The organism is Psychromonas sp. MB-3u-54 (assembly GCF_002836415.1).
Taxonomy (GTDB): domain Bacteria; phylum Pseudomonadota; class Gammaproteobacteria; order Enterobacterales; family Psychromonadaceae; genus Psychromonas.
Genome location: NZ_PJBP01000184.1, coordinates 45929 through 63671 on the forward strand (window position 1 = coordinate 45929; position 17743 = coordinate 63671).

The following is a 17743-nucleotide window of genomic DNA, read 5'->3' on the forward strand; positions in this document are numbered from 1 at the left end:
TATGACCTGCCGCCGGCAAGTCATATTGCATAGTCAAATTATTTGAAGATGCAAGAATCAGCAAGACGATAAATGATGAAATTCTAGGCAGAAGGCTTATTCTAAATCAAAGCTTTCTAACAACGAAGATCGTCGTTTATCGCCTTGCCCTTTGGGAGATTCGCCCGAAAACTAGCACTGCGTTGTAACACTTGAGAAGGGAATAACCATTCTCATCATGTTACGCCTTGTGCTAGCATTCGAGCGAAACTCTGAATCTTCAAGTGGTTTGGGTATACTGTCTTACCAATTATTGTTGTTTTTCTTACGGCGTGGTAAAAAAGGAATCAATAAACCAAACAGCAAGCCAATAAACAGCACACTTCCTCCGTACATCATCCATTCCATTTTAACCCGTTCGTCCTTGGTATCCTGCAACAAGTCAAGCTCCAGATTAGCGGCTTTAAGCTCGATGATTGTTTCCTGCAAGCTGTTCTTCTCATCCTTTAGCGTCGCTATCAAGCTATCTTTATCGATGATTGATTGCTTTTGTTGATCCAATATTTCACTGTTTTTCTGATCAATATTTTGTAGTTTTATTTGTGCTTCCTGCAACTCTTTTTGGATTGCCGGCAGCAATTTGTTAGCCGGTAAAGTCGTTTGTAATTGATCGCCTTTTACCCAGGCGGTTTTGCCATTAGCGGTTTTGACTTGATAAAAATGTGTTTTTTTATCAAGTTTTAAAGTTGTGACCGGGCTGCCCACATCAAGTGTGCCGATAATACGATATTCCCGGCTTGGTCCCGAATGCATATAAATGAAAATATCATCACTCACATAGCGGGTTTCTGCAGCAGCATTCATGCACAGCATCAGTGAAAGAACAGTTGTAATATAGGTAAATATTTTCAATTTCGGGATCCCATTCATTAAAGTAAAAATGTCAGCCTATTTTAAAAGCAAAAATCACTAAGGAAAAGCCTTAGAGACAAAAAAGAGAGCCAAAGCTCTCTTTTTTATCTAGGTAGACCCAGATGCTACCTCAATATGCTTGTTTTGTATCTTAAGGTAGCATGGCTGTTAATATTTTATTCAGCTAAAAACCGCTTTCATCATATAGAAGAATATAATTGATAAACCAGCACCAACGGGCAGAGTCACCACCCATGAAATGACTATATTACGTACAACGCCTAAGTTTAGTGCCGCAATACCTCGCGCCATACCCACTCCTAAGACAGCACCGACTAAAGTTTGTGTTGTGGAGATGGGTAAACCTGTTCCCGATGCAATAACCACCGTTGCTGCAGCTGCAAGCTCTGCAGCAAAACCTCGGCTTGGTGTAAGGTGGGTAATACCGGTGCCAATGGTGGCCATAACGCGTTTACCAAAAATAGCTAAACCAAGCACAATCCCTAAGCCACCTAATGGCAATATCCACCACGCCAGTGCCGCTTGAGAGGTTATTTGGCCGTTCTGTCCGACAATGCTAACAACGGCAGCAAGAGGACCTATCGCATTAGCGACATCGTTTGAACCATGCGCAAATGCCATTGCACAAGCTGTCACTACCATCAACACGGCAAATATTTTTTCTACATTGGCAAAATGCATTTTTTTATCGGCTTTAGGATCGATTTTAATGCGGTTAATAAATATTTTACCAACCCCCGCAACGCAGATGCCGACAATAGTCGCTAAGGCAAAAGCTTCAAAGGTTGTAAAATGTAAACCAACATGTGAGAGGCCCTTAATAATAGTCACTAAAGAGAGCAGAAAACCCGCCAGAAACATATAAAATGGCACATAACGCTTGGCATTTTTAATGGGATCTTTGGTATCAAATATTAATTTTTGCGAACTCATGAAAATTATGTAGGCAATAATACCGGATATCAGCGGGGTTATCACCCAACTGCCAATAATACCCGTTACCTTAGTCCAGACGACACTGTCGACTCCCACACCGACGGCTGAGAAACCAACGATTGCGCCAACAATAGAGTGGGTTGTGGAAACCGGCCAACCAAAATAGGAGGCAATCATTAACCATACACCGGCGGCTAATAACGCCGAGGTCATACCAAACACTAATAATTCGGGCTGATCAACGTAGAAGCTGGCATCGATAATACCTTTACGTATTGTCGATGTTACTTCGCCACCTGCCAAATAAGCACCTGCAAACTCAAAAATCATCGCAATAATGATGGCCTGTTTGATGGTTAATGCTTTGGAGCCAACGGAGGTTCCCATTGCATTAGCGACATCATTTGCACCTATGCCCCAAGCCATAAGGAAACCGACAGCGGCTGCAAAGAGCACTAGAATGTTTCCGTATGAAGTTAAAATATCCATAAAAATCCTTTAAGCGTTATGAACGCGCAATCATAAGTTCGAGTTGATCACCGATTGATTCAGAATGATCCGCAAGACGGCCTACCCATTCTAAAATTTGGTAAAGAAACATGATATCAACGGCATTGTAATGCTGTTCTACAGCAAAAAGATCTCCGCGAAGTTTAATTTGTAAAGAGTCTGTATCATCTTCAATTGCGTCAAGTTCAGCGAGCATCTTAGTGACTATCTCTACTTCACGGCCTTTAAAACCCGTTTCTAATAATTCATCCAGTTCATTAATGGCTTTTTTGGCCTGCTGGACAGCATCTAAACAACGTTGCAGATAGACCATGAAATTCTTTTCTATTTCATGGGGTATTTGTAGTTTTCGGCCTAAAATCCGTCCCGCAATATCTTTTGCCGTATTAGCTATTTTGTCCTGACGGATAGCGAGTTCAATTAAATCACCACGTGCGATAGGCATAAATAAACCTTTTGGTAATCTTAAGTGGAGCTTTCGCTTTAAAGCATCCGCTTTCTGTTCGAGCATTGACAGCTCTTTTCTTATCTCTTCCGCTTTTATCCAATCCTGTTCATTACTCGCTTTAAAAAAAGGGATTAATAACTCACTGCAGGCCGCAACTTTATCAATGTGCGTTAGAATGGGTTTAATTGGAGATTTTGCAAAAACTCCAAATATCGAGTTAATTGGCATAGGTGATCCTATTATTAGGCCGTATTTAGCATACGAATGTTAAAATTCAATAAAATTTCGCGCATGGTAACTTTCTTTTGCACATAATTGAATCTGAATTTAGTATAATTAACAAATTATGACGATTTTTTTTGATCAATCACATTAATTTTAGATAGGTTTTTTATACATTATGGAAACGGAAATAGAAATCAAATTTTTTTTTAATTCGGAATTTGCCTTGGAATTGTATAAACAAGTCAATTTCCATCATGTTATTTCCAGTAAAAAACAATTATTAGATAATGTTTACTTTGATACGGATAAAGGTAGATTACGCAAAATGGGGATGGGATTGCGGATCCGCAGTGCTGATGAAAAATCAGAGCAAACCATCAAAACCGCAGGTCGAGTGATTGGCGGCCTGCATCAGCGGCCGGAATATAACGAGCCGATTGATGGCTTGCATCCGGACTTGGCGCGCTTTAATGCTGAAATCTGGCCGGCAGATTGTGATCTTAAGCAGCTTGAAAATGAACTGCAGCCGATTTTTAGCACCGACTTTAATCGCCAAACATGGGTGATCGAAATGCCGCAGGAGACGTTAATTGAGGTGGCCTATGACAATGGTTTTATTGAAACAGATCGGAGCAAAAAAGAGATTTGTGAAATTGAACTAGAACTGCTTAAAGGAGATGAAAATCAGCTCTTTGTTTTAGGAGAGACGATCGCAGAATTACCACAGGTAAGATTGAGTAATGTCAGCAAGGCACAGCGCGGCTATATGCTGGCAGACGATATTGATTTTAAAGCCAAAGCGCTTACTCCTTCACCCTTAAGCAAATCCATGTCAGTTGAGCAGGCATTGTTGATTAATCTGCAGCATGGGTTGCAGCATACCCAATACCATGAACATTGTTATCTGGAATCTTTTCAGGATGCCGCTTTATATCAATTATTACAGGGTATTAAATTTTTAGATCAAAACCTTAAATTAGTTAAAAATGTTGTACCGCAAATATTAAATGCTGCTTGGGTGAGTGAATTACATTGGCTGGCGCGCTCTTTCTCCGGTTTTGATGAGCGTTTCATTTTGCAGAATATGTTGGAGGATGACGGTTTTTACATTCGCAAATTACCTGATTTTAAATCATTAATTAAAAAATTAGAAAAGCAGTATAATGAACAGCCTAATAGACAAGCAATAAAAGAGATTCTGACTTCAACACGTTATTGCCAATTTGTTCTGAAATTTACCCAATGGTTGATTCAATTTGAAAAAGAGTCCTTTTTCAGTCAAAAACCCAGCAGTATTGAGTCCTTTGCAACGGATTCATTAGAATCCGAATGGCGGGAATTAAAACTGCTGAGTCACCATAAGACGTTTTCTATTGCGCAACTTTTGTCATATCAAGGGTTATTGGAGTCAAACTTGCTCTTAGGCTTATGCGTTGGCAATCTTTTTTCAGGGAAAAAAAGTAAAGATTTTCATTCCTCATGGTTGAATATTCAACAGGATATCAAAGAGTTGGCTATGGTCAATGTTATCGCAGAATATGCAGAACTTGAGATGGATAAGAGATTACAAGCCGAATATTTAAAATGGATAACGCGTAAACAAAACTCATTATTATATGCACTTACTATTTGAATCCAAGCAATCTAAACAGCAAGCCATGTTAAAAAAGAGCGATTGGCACACTGGCACTCACTAGTCTTTTTTTATACAGGAAATAAATTATTAGCACTTTAAGCAGTGCTAATAGCCGCCTAGGGTACTGGGTAAAATCTGTTTGTAATAATCACTTAGGTTTGTCGTATTCACTTTGTAGTGCAAATTGAGTTAATTCTTCAATAACCGATTTTTTTATCTCTAATTGCTGATCAGCGGGTATTCGGTAACGTTCACCCAACTGCTGGTAATCCTGATCACTTAAACTGACGGTTAAACGCGGGCGTTTAGGTTTTTTATTTGTTGGTAAAGCGAGCAAATCGCGAATTTGCTCGGAAGGACTAATGCCCTTATCCAGTGCACTACGACGAATACTATATTGCAGTTTTGTATCCATATCGAAGGCAATTTGCACTGCTTTTGCCACATTGGCCGATTGCTGCCATTTTTTAGGTAATTCACCTTTTACCATGGTTATTCTCCTTTAATCCATCACTCAGCGACGAATACTATATTGCAGTTTTGTATCCATATCGAAGGCAATTTGCACCGCTTTTACCACATTGGCCGATTGCTGCCATTTTTTAGGTAACTCACCTTTTACCATGCTTATTCTCCTTTAATCCATAACTCAGTAATTTCATTTGCTGGTCTTAAAAAAGACAGGTAGACATCGGTATCGCCATTTTCAAAAATAAAGAGATCAATAGAGCGCTGCTCCTGGTCGCCTGCCAATGAATAAAACTCAAACTGACGGCCATGACTTTCTTCATTAAACTGAGGAGGAGTGCCATCGCGGTAATCTTCTCGATGAAAATAACCCGTAGTCATAAAGTCCTGCTGAAGATACTGTGCTGCAACCATCTCTGCATAGGGGTGTTCGAAGGTGATAGGTGTTAAACATGCATTACCCGGCGCTTCAAAAATATCAGAAAAAGCCTCTAAATCAAACAAATTCCCTACATCCTGGCGGGTCAGTAACAAACTGTACTTGACAAATTTCTGCGGGTTTTTAGGAAAACTGATATAAACAGGCTGAGGACTGATACCCCGGCCTACAACCTGAGCATAATGTTCATGCTTAAATTCGACAGTATTTATTTCGCTAACCTCAAGTTGCTGTTTACGCATGGCTTTTGGAAGTGCAAAACTATCACCAAAACTGAAAATATCACCCACCTGCAATTCACCTGGATGGTTTAAACTGCGCGTTGGCAGCGCTTGCTTTTTAGCGAACAGTGATTTAAAGAAACTCATTATTTTTCCCTATTAAAAAGCAAAAACACGCCTCGGCGTGTTGCAGCCAAACGGCATTATTATCTAAAATTTTTATTTGCGCGCTTGGTTGTCTATTTTACTGGACTTTATTTGGTTTTTAAACGCGCTAGAATCGATTGCGCATTCGATTGCTGTGCGCCAATACCGGCCCCTTGCAGCTTACTTTTTAACGAAGCATCGCTGTCTTCCGATTCAAGCTGCTCTGCAGCTTTTAATTTATCATCGAAGAGAGTTTGTTTTTGTTTAATACGTTCTAATGAATCCTTTGCACTTAACAGTTTTGAGTTACTGGCAACAAAATTATCGGTGATTGCCGATGTGGCTTTTTGTACGCTTTGTGTTGTTTTGACCATACTTAACTGGCGTTTATAATCTGTTAATTGGCGCTCACTTTTTTTAATTAAGGCTTTTAAACGATCCGCACTTTTTAAGTAACTTTCATTTGCCTGCTGCTGATCGGCAGCGCTGTTTTCAAGTTCGGCAATTTTTTCAGCAACCTCAATGGCTAATGCTTCATTGCCCTGATTAAGTGCCTGCATAGCATATCCTTCATGCTCTTTAATAGTTGCCTGTAATTGAGTCAGCTCTCGTGCTGCCTGCATCTGTTTAGCCATCACTTCGGTTAAATCACGTTTAGCGATGGTGACGTGCTTTTCGGAATCGCGAATTTCCTGTTCAAAAATACGGGTTGAATTTGCATCAACAATAGCTTCACCCGTTTCGCGTACACCACCACGTAAAGCGCTAATGATTTTTTTAAATATACTCATCTTTAATACTCCGAATTAATTTAAGTAGCTGCTCATTTCATTAATCACTTCAAGACTGTTATCACTTAATGTCACAATCTCCAATTCAATGTCATCAAGCGTTGAATTAATTGATAAAGCACCATTTAATACATATTTGTCTTCGACTTTGGCAAATGAGGAAAGCGGCATAGGAATATTCATCTCCAGCATGGCTTCCATCATATTGCTTCTTAGGTCAGGTTTAACTTCATCTTCACCCCAAAGATAAGCGATACAAAGAATCTGGTTATCACTAATAGAGATAAAGATGGGAATCTCTTCCCGTCCAATAACTTCGACCTGTAATACATCAATGTCACCATTAATGGGTGTACAGTCAAAATTAAACCCAGTTTCACTATTATCATCTAACTGATTAAGATGGGTCGCAATATTGTGAATATTCATAATACTCCTTATGGAAGTTGACATTTAATGTCTTGTTGACTGTTAATTTAGATTGCTTGTCATTATATGTCAAGCAATGCGGGGAAGGTCTTGTCAGCCTTTATGTTCTCTACTATTGCCTGTTCGGGATTATTTTTCAATCATCAGGTCGATTTATTAGTGAAAATTTGTCGCTCATGGTTTATTTAAGTTTGTTCAAATACCAACTAGCGTTACGTTTTTCTTTATTGTTAATAAGCTGAGATTGATCTGTATTGGATATATTAGTGAGATTTTTTACATAATAGCTAATTTAGTAGTAATCTTTAGTTATCTTTAGTAATTTATCTTATTTATTTGAGAGGGTGAATTGTATGTCTTTATTAAACGATGCCGCGTTACATCATTTTGAAAATCTTAACAACCGGATAGATTTAAACTCTCTAAAGCAGTCACAGCATACTGAATTAATGAAGATTTTAGGATTAAGTGATTTTGTTGCAGAATCTTTAATTAAACAGCCGGCATTATTAATGGATTTGTTAGACAGTGAATTACTCACTTTAGCAGATCGTAAGAAAGTCATTGCGACTGAATTAGAAAGTGCCATGGCGAAAGTGACCGATGAAGTCACATTACATAAAGTTTTACGCTTATTTCGGCGTAAACACATGGTGGTCATTGCATGGCGAGAACTACTGGGTAAAGCCCGCTTGGTCGAAAGCTTAGAGCATATCTCCTATTTGGCAGATCAATTAATTTTACAATGCATGTCCTGGCTGTATAACAAACAATGTATTGAGCAAGGCATTCCGATGAACAGCAACGGAATGAGACAACCTTTTTTTATTTTTGCGATGGGCAAGCTGGGGGGGAAAGAGTTAAATTTTTCATCTGATATTGATCTTATCTTCACTTATCCTGAACGAGGTGAAACGCAAGGGGAACGGCGCCGTATTGATAACCAGTCTTTTTTTACTAAACTTGGGCAACGCATTATAGCAGCATTACATCAAATGACGGTTGACGGTTTTGTTTACCGTGTTGATATGCGCCTGCGTCCCTTTGGTGAGTCTGGTCCCTTAATAACCAATTTTGCATCTCTGGAAGATTATTATCAAAGTCATGGCCGCGATTGGGAAAGATATGCAATGATTAAGGCGCGGGTGATTGGTGAAGAAGGAGATTACAAAACAACCCTTGAAGCCTTATTGAAACCGTTTGTTTATCGCCGTTATATCGATTTTAGTGCGATTGAATCATTACGTAAAATGAAAGCCATGATCAGCTCCGAGGTACGCAGAAAGGGGCTGACCGATAATATCAAACTGGGTAAAGGTGGGATTCGGGAAATTGAATTTGTTGTGCAGGCATTTCAATTGATTCGCGGCGGGCGCCGGGCCGAGCTGCAATGCAAGGGACTGCGAGAAGCCTTAAAAGTACTTGCTGAGATAGATGAGGTGCCTAAGGAACGAGTTCAAAGCCTGCTTGAGGCTTATTATTTTTTACGTGCGGTAGAAAATGTTCTGCAGCAAATAGGCGATAAACAAACCCAGACATTGCCCGATAATGAGCTTGATAAATTACGTTTAATTACCGTGATGGACTATCCCAACTGGCAAGATTTTTATCATAAATTAACGCAAGTGATGGAGTGTGTGCACGCTGAATTTAATTGGGTTGTCGGTGGGGATGAGGAAGCGCATGATGAAGCCGATCAAGCATTATCTGAATTGTGGGCTTTACATTTAAGTCAGCAGGAAGCTGCCCGTTTGTTACATGAAAAGGGCTTGGATGAGTCGCTTGCCGCGCACTTTGCAACGGCATTAAGCGCATTAAAAGAGGAGTTGAAAAAACGCCCGATCGGGCCGCGTGGTCAAGCGACTTTAGATAAACTGATGCCGCGTATGATTGAGCTTATATGCGTCTACCCGGATCCCGTTGAGTTACTCAAACGTATTACTGCCTTATTATTAAAAATAATCAGTCGCACAGCCTATTTAGAATTATTAAATGAGAATGACGGGGCTTTAAAACAGCTCTTAAAGCTATGCGACGAAAGTACCCGAGTCGCCTCTCAACTTGCTCGGCATCCCATTTTATTAGATGAACTATTAGATCCGCAGCAGCTCTATAAGCCCACTCAATTAGACAATTACAGAGCAGAGTTACAGCTGTTTATGTTACGTATCCCCGAGGAGGATATGGAGCAGCAGATGGAAGCATTGCGCCAGTTTAAGCAGATTCAGTTTTTATATATTGCGGCCGCTGATATTGAAAAGTCCATTAAATTACCGCAGGTCAGCGATCACCTCACTTATTTAAGTGAAGCGATAATGGATTATGTGGTGCAGATTGCCTGGTTACAGATGGTTGAAAAATTTGGTTTGCCAAGTAACGTCAGCGATTCTGATCGTAAAGGTTTTGCGGTTATTGGTTATGGAAAGATGGGGGGCATAGAGTTAGGTTACGGTTCTGACCTTGATGTGGTTTTTTTACATGATGATGATATTCAAGGGGAAACAAACGGACGACGTAAAATAGATAATCAACTTTTTTATTTTCGTCTGGCGCAACGTATTATTCATTTATTTAGTGCACGCACCAATTCTGGGATTTTGTATGAGATAGATATGCGCCTGCGCCCATCGGGTGATTCAGGTATATTAGTGTCCAGTATTGCAAGCTACAAAAAATATTTACAAAATAATGCATGGACATGGGAGCATCAAGCATTGGTACGCGCTCGCGCCGTCTTTTACGACGAGTTAATCTTGGCTAAATTTAATGAAGCCCGCGAAAATGTGCTATCGCAAGCGCGTAATAACAGCTCGCTAGCAACCGAGATAAGGAATATGCGCGCTAAGATGCGTAAACATCTAAGCCGGGAAAAAGAGGGACTGTTTGATTTAAAACAGTCTCCCGGAGGAATGGTTGATATCGAATTTTTTGCCCAATATTTAGTCTTAGCACATGCCTGCCATTGCGGTAAGGCGTTGTGTAAATGGTCCGATAATTTACGTATTTTCGAAACATGTCGCAGGTTGGGCTTATTAACTTTTGATGAAGAAAAAAAACTGACGGGGGCTTATTGTGCCCTGCGTGATGCGGCGCACCGATTAACCCTGAATAAAAAACCCCGGATCATTAAAGATGATAATTTTATTCAGGAAAGGCAGAATGTAATAAAAATATGGGAGAAATTCTTAGATTGAGAAAGATCAAACTACCCAAATTACTTGAAGATGCCGAATCGGATCTTCAAGTGCTTCGAGTATAATGACTTTTCTCTGAGGGCGAGTTAAATCCTCCTTAATAGAAAGAGTCTTCACCTTCCGGGCGGGTTTTAAAACGACGGTGAACCCACATATATTGATCATCACATTCTAAAATCATTTTTTCAATCTGCTGGTTGGTTTTTCGAGTATCGGCTACCAGGTCTTTACTGGGAAAATTTTCTATTTTTGGATAAAAGACTAACTCATAACCCTGCAAACCGGGAAGGCGTTTTAAGAATACCGGGATCACACAGCTATTACTTAATCGTGCGAGTGTGCTGGTACCTGATATTGTATTGCTATTCTGTACTGCAAAAAAAGGTGCAAAAACACTGCTTTTATGACGTCCATAATCGTGATCTGGCGCATACCATAAGGGTGTCCCCCCTTTTAATATGCGTAACATACCTTTAAAGTCGGAACGATCTAACATCGCTTTATTTTCACGCATTCTGCCCCAGTAAAACCAGGAATCTAATACTGGGTTACGGTGTTTGCGGTAAACTGCGGTAGAAGGTAGTTGCAGGCCCGTAGCGCGTCCGGCCATCTCCAAAGAGAGAAAATGTGCTCCCAAAAGAATAATAGGTTGATTGCGCATTTGTGCTTGTTCAATATGCTCAAGGCCGCTCACTTTTAATAATCCCCGCACCCGCCAACTCGGCCAAAACCATGCCATCCCTATCTCTAATATAGCCATACCGGTATTTTCAAAATTTGTCTGCACTTTTTGAGTTATTTCAGCCGGACTTAAGTCGGGAAAGCACAACTCAATATTTCGGTAGGCAATTTGATATCTGGATTTGGCAATACGTGCCGCAATCCGGCCAAGGAATTTACCGATAGCAAGTAAAGAGTCATAGGGTAAAAAAGAGCTTAAAAAAAGTAGCAAAATGCCCAACCAGGTTAGCCAGTATTTAGGGTGGCAGAAATGGAGTTGTAGTTTGTAAGTGCTCATAGGTGATTCACCGGAAAAAATAATAAAATTATTCTACCTAATTCTTGGCTAAATGCATATTTTGCCGTCTTTTTTCTATAAAGCCTTTTCATAAAGTCTTGTTGTGGGCGACCTGAGCAATCATCTGCAGCGCTTTTAATGAAACCTTAAAGCCTGTTTGCTCAGGCAGGAGAAAATAATGCAGCGGCTGCTTATAACTGCTTAGTTTATCCTGCAGGTAAATCTGCAGTTGTTGTTGTTTAATTTCACCATTTTGCCAATCTACAAAAGCTGCCGGGCGCTCTCCAAAAACAGGATCCGTTACAGCAACAACATAAGCCTGTTTAATATGTGCAAAGTTTAACAGCACCAATTCGAGTTCTTCAGCCTGAATATTTTCTCCACCGGAGATAATTAATCGGTCTGTACGACCGAAAATGCACAACTCATTGCCAATTAATGCGCCTAAATCTTTACTGCAAAACCATTGGTTATCAGGCAAACGACTGGATGCTAAATCACCATTAAAATACCCTGCAAAGCGCATTTTTCCACGTAAGCAGATCTCATTATTAACTATTTTTACCTGTTGACCGGGTAAAAGGAGTAATTTTTTACTGTTGGTGGAGGTTGCAACCTGTGAGCTCATCTCACTTAAACCATAACTTAAATGATAAACAAACCCCCGTTGTCTGGTTTGCACCAGTAATCGGTCAGAAAAAAGACTGCCTCCCAGAAGAAGGTGTTTAATTGAGAGTTCCTTTGCCTGAAAATCTAAGTTGCTTAATAAACGATAAAGCTGGGTGGCAACTAAGGAAAGGTGGGTTATTTTTTCCTTTTTTAATAAACTCACACTGAGTTTCTCAGCGCTGACCACTAAAGCCGCTCCCGCTATCATAGTACGGATAACAGTTGCGAATCCGCTGATATGAAACAGGGGCAATGACAATAAATTCCTGTCTTTCCCCCCTAATGCAATACCGGATTTTGAACCAAGAGCACTATAATAATGGTTGCTAAAACAGTGCATCACAGCCTTTGGCTGGCCGCTGCTACCCGATGTAAAAATGATATTACAGACTTTTTGGGGATCTATTTTTAGCGGGGAAAGCGTCATTCCTTCACCCTGGGGAATTGAAAAATCTATTGATAAACTGCTTAAATGCGAATGTTTTTTGGGATGCGCAAACCAAATAAAGTCACTTTTCAGAAGACTTAAACGTTGATCTATTTCAGCTGTACTAAAACGCGGATTTAAAGGACAGAAAATGATCCCTAAACGGATGCAGGTGAGTTGCAGTAAAATCACCTTAAGAGAATTTTCCGAGATGCAGACTAACCTGTCTCCCGCTTGTAAATTCAGATTTAACAATTGTCTGCTTAGTAAGTTGAGCGTTTTATCTAACACCCGATAGGTGATTAACAGAGTCTCAGACTGAATGGCTAGCGCATTCGCATTTATGATCGCCCGATGACGCACAGGGCAGAAATTCAGTTGCTTATCCATAGACACTCCAAACGTTTAACTTGTTGACTAAGCAGTATTTTTTTATCTGATGTTGTAGCTAAATTATCATCTGAATTTTCATTTAAGACGGCACTTTCAAAAAATTTCAGCGTATCCAATCCACAGGAAATATTCATCTCTTTTGACCATTGGCTGGCAAGAAAAGCCAATTGCCTTAAACCCAGTGGCGATTCAAATGAAGAGCTGATACTGACACTTAAATGAAATTTTTTGGCTGTTTTTATAAAATAATTCAGGCGCTCAAATGAGCCAATCAGTGTCGGTTTGAGGATCAGTGCCTTGAAACATGGATGGTGCTGATACTGGAACTGCTTTTGCTGTAAGGTTTCATCCAAAGCAAGCTGCACCTGGTAACGCTCAGCCAGCTTGATATTATCGCTTAAACTGGCTGTTGGCTCTTCAATATAATCAATAGATTGAGTGTTAATCTTGGTAAAAAAAAGCGCTGCCTGAGCAAAATTCCAGCTCTGATTCGCATCACAACGTATCAATAAATGACTATTGAGGGCACTTAATGCTGAAAATAGGGCGATATCCTTCGTGACCGCTTGTCTGGCTATTTTTAATTTGACTCTGTTCGGCTTATTTAATTGGCAGTACTGTTTAAGCACTGTCTGGTTATCACCCTGCAGCAGCGGGATGCTTTCCGCTGTTTTAAATAATCCTGAGAGGGGGATATTGTGCAAAATACAGTCAAGTGCAAATTCTACACTGGGGTATAACTGCATAGCGCTTCGGCTGTTTAACTGAGGATTATTTAGCAGCGTTATTATTTGCGCTGTTGCCTGTTGCAGAGTCTCTCTGCTAAAACCCGGCAAAGGTGCTATTTCAGCAAAATTAAACGCTCCACTGTTATTTTCTACCTGCAGGATAACCCCTTCGCGAGCGCTGAGCTTAATCCCTTTAAAGAACATCGGTATTTTAAAGGGCAGGCGATAGCGAAATAGTTTAGCCTGTTTAAATCTGAGTTTATTGATAGTTTGCAGCCTGTTAATTACTCTTGGTAATGCAGGGTGACACGAGAGGTTAACTTGGTCACCAGCTCATAAGCGATAGTGCCTATCTTTTGTGCGACCCTTTCTGCAGGTAATCCCTCACCCCAGAGTGTCACATCATCGCCGACTTTATCCTGATCCCCTAAGCCTAAGTCAACCGTGAGCATATCCATCGAGACACGACCGACAAGCGGGACTATTCGTCCATTGACCAGTACCGGCGTACCCTCCGGTGCTAAACGCGGATAACCATCACCGTAGCCCATCGCTACCACCCCAATCCGAGTATCATTCCGGGCTGTCCAGTGGGTGCCGTAACCGACATTTTCTCCCGCTTTATGGTCACGGACTGCAATCAAAACTGATTTTAAGGTCATCACCGGGCGTAATTGTAAATCCCTAGCTGATATGTCGGCAAAAGGTGAAATACCATAGAGGGCTATTCCCGGACGGACAGCATCAAAATGCGTCTCGGGCCAGGCAAAAACAGCCGCTGAATTGGCCAGTGATTTTAAGCCGCTGCTTGTCTGAATATGCTGCTGAAATATTGACAGTTGTTGCGCCGTGGCATTGTTATTAACTTCATCAGCAGAATGGAAATGGGTGAGTAAATCAATCGGTTTTTGAACATTTTCCGAGTCCATTAAGCATTTATAAACAGCGTCAAACTGCTCTGGATGAAAACCTAAACGGTGCATGCCCGTGTCCAGTTTTAACCAAATTTTCAGGGGGACAGGCAATTTCGCCTGCATAATTGCAGCAACTTGCTCCTGCGAGTGCACTACGCACTGTAAGTCTTTTGCGGCTAAGGTGGTCAGATCACTGCCGTTAAAAAATCCGCCTAATAAAATAATAGGATTATGAATACCTGTGCTGCGCAGTGTTAATGCTTCACTTAACCGCGCCACGGCAAAAGCGTGCACATGTTGTAATGTTTGGGCTACTTTTACTATGCCGTGACCATAGGCATTGGCTTTAATCACTGCAATTATTTGGCTCTGAGGGGCCGTTCTCTGTAATATCTGCAGGTTGTGCCGTAATGCCTTTAGATTAATCACTGCGCGTGTGCTATCCATAATTAAACTCTATTTCTTATAACTTGGTTTAAGTGATTGCTTAACGGCCACCTGAGGCATGATCAGTCATCCCCATGGTAAGCTGTACCGGTATATTCATCAAATCGTGAGTAACGGCCTTGGAAGGTTAAACGCACCTTGCCGATTGGACCATTACGTTGTTTACCGATAATAATCTCCGCAATACCTTTATGCTCACTCGCTTCGTTATAAATTTCATCGCGATAGATAAACATAATTAAATCGGCATCCTGCTCAATGGCCCCGGACTCACGCAGGTCGGAGTTAATGGGGCGTTTGTCGGCGCGTTGTTCAAGGCCACGGTTTAGCTGTGAAAGGGCAATAACCGGGCAGCGCAGCTCTTTGGCTAAGGCTTTTAATGAACGTGAAATTTCAGATATTTCTAAGGTCCGGTTTTCACTTAATGAAGGTACGCGCATCAGCTGAAGGTAATCGACCATGATCATGCTGACCCCGCCATGATCGCGGGCAATACGACGCGCTCGTGAGCGTAATTCCGTCGGCGTGAGGCCGGAACTATCATCAATAAACATATTCCCCTTTTGCAGCAGAATAGACATGGTAGATGACAGTGATGCCCAGTCATTTTCATCCAGTTGACCGGTTCGTATTTTGCCCTGATCAATTCGCCCAAGGGAGGAGAGGATACGGTTCATTATCTGTTCTGCGGGCATCTCCAGTGAAAAAATAACCGTTGGTTTGTCGGCATTTAACGCTGCGTGTTCGGCAAGGTTCATGGCAAAGGTAGTTTTACCCATGGAAGGACGGGCTGCCACAATAATTAAATCACCGGCTTGGAACCCCGTCGTCATCTGGTCCAAATCATTATAACCGGAAGATAAACCGGTTACACCATCGCGCGGGTTTTTGCATAAATCATCAATTTTTGCCACAGTCGCTTTTAAAATATCTTTAATTGCCTGTGGACCTTCGCTTTTATTGCTGCGTGATTCAGCTATTTGGAATACTTTGGTTTCCGCAAAATCAAGTAGTTCATTACTATCTCGACCTTCTGTCTCATAACCCGCTTCGGCGATTTCGTTGGCAACACCAATTAATTCGCGAACAATGGCGCGTTCCCGGACAATATCGGAATAGTTGTTAATATTAGCTGCACTGGGGGTATTTTGCAGCAGCTCGGCAAGGTAGGCAATACCGCCAACACCTTCCAGCTCTTTTTTATTTTCAAGATGTTCGGAGAGGGTGACTAAATCAACCGGTATATCTTCACTGCTCAGCAGCTCAATAGTCGCAAAAATTTGACGATGCGCTCTATGGTAAAAATCACGTTCAACAACCCGCTCGGCAACATCATTCCAAGCTTCATTATTAAGTAATAAACCACCAATTATTGCCTGCTCAGCCTCAAATGAATGGGGGACGGTTTTAATTGGTGTATTAATTTTGGGTTTCTGCTGCGAAAAGGGAGGTTTACCTGCCATTTTAAATCCTTAACTGAAAGAATATTTATTGTATACCCATGATACTTTAAGATGCAAAGTCAGCAAGGCAAATTGTGCCGAGATGCTAGGCATAAAATTGAAGGTTAGTTATTCTACATAGAAATTTTATAACAAAGCAGATTGGTACAATTTGCCTTGCCCTACGGGGCGCGAGCTCGAAAACCAGTGCTGCGTTGCACCAATTGCAAAGGGAATAACCATTTAAGATGTAAATGTTTGCATTTACATCTACCGCGAGAGGATTAACGCAGTTAATCGCTCGAAAGGTCATGTTGCGTCTTGCTCTGATCGAAGAGCTTGCGCCTGACAAAGCATCTTGAAGTAATATGGGTATTAACGGGAACTCGTTCCCGTTAATAAATATAACATAGGGAACTTTTTGAGCGATGCTTAGGATCGCAAGCTGATCTCTTTATAAAAAGAGAATTTCAATCCAAATATAAGCGGTTAAACCTAAGGCGACAAATACAGCTGCTGAGCCCATATCTTTTGCCCTGCCGGCAAGTTTATGGTGTTCACTGCCGATTCGATCGACCACTGCTTCAATGGCCGAATTAATAATTTCTACCATTATAACTAATATAATCGGCGTAATTAATAAAATTCGCTCGATTTGAGATACCTCTAAAAAGCAGGCAAGGGGGATTAAGATAACGGCTAATAAAAGTTCCTGGCGAAACGCGGCTTCGTGTTTAAAAGTACTTTTGAAGCCTTGTAGTGAATAGCCCATGGCTAAAATAATACGTTTGAGTCCGGTGTTTTTTTGCATGAAAAAATAAACCTGTAAGCTGTTTTGTTGAGGGGCTTAGTTTAACAAAAGGCGAGGGTAATATCACTTGCTCATTAGGGCCTGTTTATATTTCGTGGTTAATTTTTGTTGGTGATAAAAGCATTTTAATCGCGGCGCGAGGTGGTCAGCTTAGTCATTCTAAGTAAATACCTTGCAACAAAGAGTAAAACGCTTTTAGCCGAACCCTTATGGCAGCATTTGTAGCTCCTTTCTACGGCGTTATCGCTTATTTATGGTGAATAACGACACTGCATAAGCTCTGCCTTGTATAAAGAATCGACTAACTGCTGCAAAAACAATCCCGAAGATAAACAGGCCTTAGGGTCTGTTGACCTTTGGAGTACGAATTTTGTTCAATCTAAAAGTGTTCTGAGCAAGGCATGAGGAGTGAAGCATAGTTATTCTATGTAAACGACGCATAACGCAGCGCAGGACGCTTTTAGATGAACCCGAAGGGCAGCATTTGTGCGCACTTCCTACTGCGTTATCGCTTGCTTATGTAGAATAACTACACAAC

At 41.0% G+C, this 17743-nt stretch carries 15 protein-coding genes; 2 read left to right on the forward strand and 13 right to left on the reverse strand.

The window, feature by feature from the left end; genetic code table 11:
• Positions 1–282: 282 nt before the first annotated feature.
• The 3 genes from CXF72_RS18515 to CXF72_RS18525 all read right to left on the reverse strand — a co-directional run bounded on the left by CXF72_RS18515 (position 283) and on the right by CXF72_RS18525 (position 3034).
• Positions 283–891 carry a TIGR04211 family SH3 domain-containing protein gene (locus tag CXF72_RS18515; protein ID WP_232785026.1) on the reverse strand — a complete coding sequence of 203 codons (609 nt, stop codon included), beginning with the start codon at positions 889–891 and terminating at the stop codon, positions 283–285.
• Between the two features lie 180 nt (positions 892–1071).
• Positions 1072–2337: an inorganic phosphate transporter gene (locus CXF72_RS18520; RefSeq protein WP_101041264.1), complete on the reverse strand. Its 1266-nt coding sequence runs from the start codon at positions 2335–2337 to the stop codon at positions 1072–1074.
• A gap of 16 nt (positions 2338–2353) precedes the next feature.
• Positions 2354–3034 (reverse strand): TIGR00153 family protein, encoded by a 681-nt coding sequence (locus CXF72_RS18525; RefSeq protein ID WP_101041265.1) that lies wholly within the window; start codon positions 3032–3034, stop codon positions 2354–2356.
• Between the two features lie 220 nt (positions 3035–3254).
• Between CXF72_RS18525 and CXF72_RS18530 the strand changes: the two genes are divergently transcribed.
• A complete protein-coding gene (locus CXF72_RS18530) occupies positions 3255–4664 on the forward strand; it encodes a CYTH and CHAD domain-containing protein (RefSeq protein ID WP_232785027.1) in 1410 nt (469 codons plus the stop codon).
• Positions 4665–4815: 151 nt separating this feature from the next.
• Here the strand turns inward: CXF72_RS18530 and CXF72_RS18535 are convergent, their stop codons facing one another.
• The 4 genes from CXF72_RS18535 to CXF72_RS18550 all read right to left on the reverse strand — a co-directional run bounded on the left by CXF72_RS18535 (position 4816) and on the right by CXF72_RS18550 (position 7162).
• Positions 4816–5157: a hypothetical protein gene (locus tag CXF72_RS18535; protein WP_101041267.1), complete on the reverse strand. Its 342-nt coding sequence runs from the start codon at positions 5155–5157 to the stop codon at positions 4816–4818.
• A 137-nt stretch (positions 5158–5294) separates the two neighbouring features.
• Entirely contained in the window at positions 5295–5942 is a 648-nt protein-coding gene (locus CXF72_RS18540) for a hypothetical protein (RefSeq protein ID WP_101041268.1), read from the reverse strand.
• A gap of 107 nt (positions 5943–6049) precedes the next feature.
• A complete protein-coding gene (locus tag CXF72_RS18545; protein WP_101041269.1) occupies positions 6050–6733 on the reverse strand; it encodes a PspA/IM30 family protein in 684 nt (227 codons plus the stop codon).
• A 15-nt stretch (positions 6734–6748) separates the two neighbouring features.
• Positions 6749–7162 carry a YjfI family protein gene (locus CXF72_RS18550; RefSeq protein ID WP_101041270.1) on the reverse strand — a complete coding sequence of 138 codons (414 nt, stop codon included), beginning with the start codon at positions 7160–7162 and terminating at the stop codon, positions 6749–6751.
• Positions 7163–7515: 353 nt separating this feature from the next.
• Here CXF72_RS18550 and glnE point away from each other — a divergent pair, with 353 nt between their 5' ends.
• Positions 7516–10356, forward strand: coding sequence for a bifunctional [glutamate--ammonia ligase]-adenylyl-L-tyrosine phosphorylase/[glutamate--ammonia-ligase] adenylyltransferase (gene glnE / locus CXF72_RS18555; RefSeq protein ID WP_101041271.1), 2841 nt, complete (start codon positions 7516–7518; stop codon positions 10354–10356).
• A gap of 97 nt (positions 10357–10453) precedes the next feature.
• On the opposite strand, the gene lpxL is transcribed toward glnE, so the two are convergent.
• From lpxL to CXF72_RS18585, 6 genes are all read right to left on the reverse strand, one after another.
• Positions 10454–11374 carry an LpxL/LpxP family Kdo(2)-lipid IV(A) lauroyl/palmitoleoyl acyltransferase gene (gene lpxL, locus CXF72_RS18560; protein ID WP_101041272.1) on the reverse strand — a complete coding sequence of 307 codons (921 nt, stop codon included), beginning with the start codon at positions 11372–11374 and terminating at the stop codon, positions 10454–10456.
• 88 nt (positions 11375–11462) lie between these two features.
• Positions 11463–12860 (reverse strand): AMP-binding protein, encoded by a 1398-nt coding sequence (locus tag CXF72_RS18565; protein ID WP_101041273.1) that lies wholly within the window; start codon positions 12858–12860, stop codon positions 11463–11465.
• Complete coding sequence (gene menC, locus CXF72_RS18570) at positions 12845–13876, reverse strand: o-succinylbenzoate synthase (RefSeq protein ID WP_332870239.1); 1032 nt, start codon at positions 13874–13876, stop codon at positions 12845–12847. Before menC ends, CXF72_RS18565 begins: the two co-directional genes overlap by 16 nt.
• A complete protein-coding gene (gene alr, locus CXF72_RS18575; RefSeq protein ID WP_101041275.1) occupies positions 13876–14952 on the reverse strand; it encodes an alanine racemase in 1077 nt (358 codons plus the stop codon). Before alr ends, menC begins: the two co-directional genes overlap by 1 nt.
• A 62-nt stretch (positions 14953–15014) precedes the next feature.
• Entirely contained in the window at positions 15015–16415 is a 1401-nt protein-coding gene (gene dnaB, locus CXF72_RS18580) for a replicative DNA helicase (RefSeq protein ID WP_101041276.1), read from the reverse strand.
• A 433-nt stretch (positions 16416–16848) separates the two neighbouring features.
• Positions 16849–17205, reverse strand: coding sequence for a diacylglycerol kinase (locus tag CXF72_RS18585; RefSeq protein WP_101041277.1), 357 nt, complete (start codon positions 17203–17205; stop codon positions 16849–16851).
• Positions 17206–17743: the final 538 nt, after the last annotated feature.

Coding starts and splice junctions, on each gene's coding strand:
- dnaB (WP_101041276.1), bottom strand. CDS start 16,415: ATGGCAGGTAAACCTCCCTTTTCGCAGCAGAAACCCAAAATTAATACA.
- CXF72_RS18565 (WP_101041273.1), bottom strand. CDS start 12,860: ATGGATAAGCAACTGAATTTCTGCCCTGTGCGTCATCGGGCGATCATA.
- glnE (WP_101041271.1), top strand. CDS start 7,516: ATGTCTTTATTAAACGATGCCGCGTTACATCATTTTGAAAATCTTAAC.
- CXF72_RS18535 (WP_101041267.1), bottom strand. CDS start 5,157: ATGGTAAAAGGTGAATTACCTAAAAAATGGCAGCAATCGGCCAATGTG.
- CXF72_RS18520 (WP_101041264.1), bottom strand. CDS start 2,337: ATGGATATTTTAACTTCATACGGAAACATTCTAGTGCTCTTTGCAGCC.
- CXF72_RS18540 (WP_101041268.1), bottom strand. CDS start 5,942: ATGAGTTTCTTTAAATCACTGTTCGCTAAAAAGCAAGCGCTGCCAACG.
- CXF72_RS18525 (WP_101041265.1), bottom strand. CDS start 3,034: ATGCCAATTAACTCGATATTTGGAGTTTTTGCAAAATCTCCAATTAAA.
- alr (WP_101041275.1), bottom strand. CDS start 14,952: ATGGATAGCACACGCGCAGTGATTAATCTAAAGGCATTACGGCACAAC.
- CXF72_RS18550 (WP_101041270.1), bottom strand. CDS start 7,162: ATGAATATTCACAATATTGCGACCCATCTTAATCAGTTAGATGATAAT.
- CXF72_RS18585 (WP_101041277.1), bottom strand. CDS start 17,205: ATGCAAAAAAACACCGGACTCAAACGTATTATTTTAGCCATGGGCTAT.
- lpxL (WP_101041272.1), bottom strand. CDS start 11,374: ATGAGCACTTACAAACTACAACTCCATTTCTGCCACCCTAAATACTGG.
- CXF72_RS18545 (WP_101041269.1), bottom strand. CDS start 6,733: ATGAGTATATTTAAAAAAATCATTAGCGCTTTACGTGGTGGTGTACGC.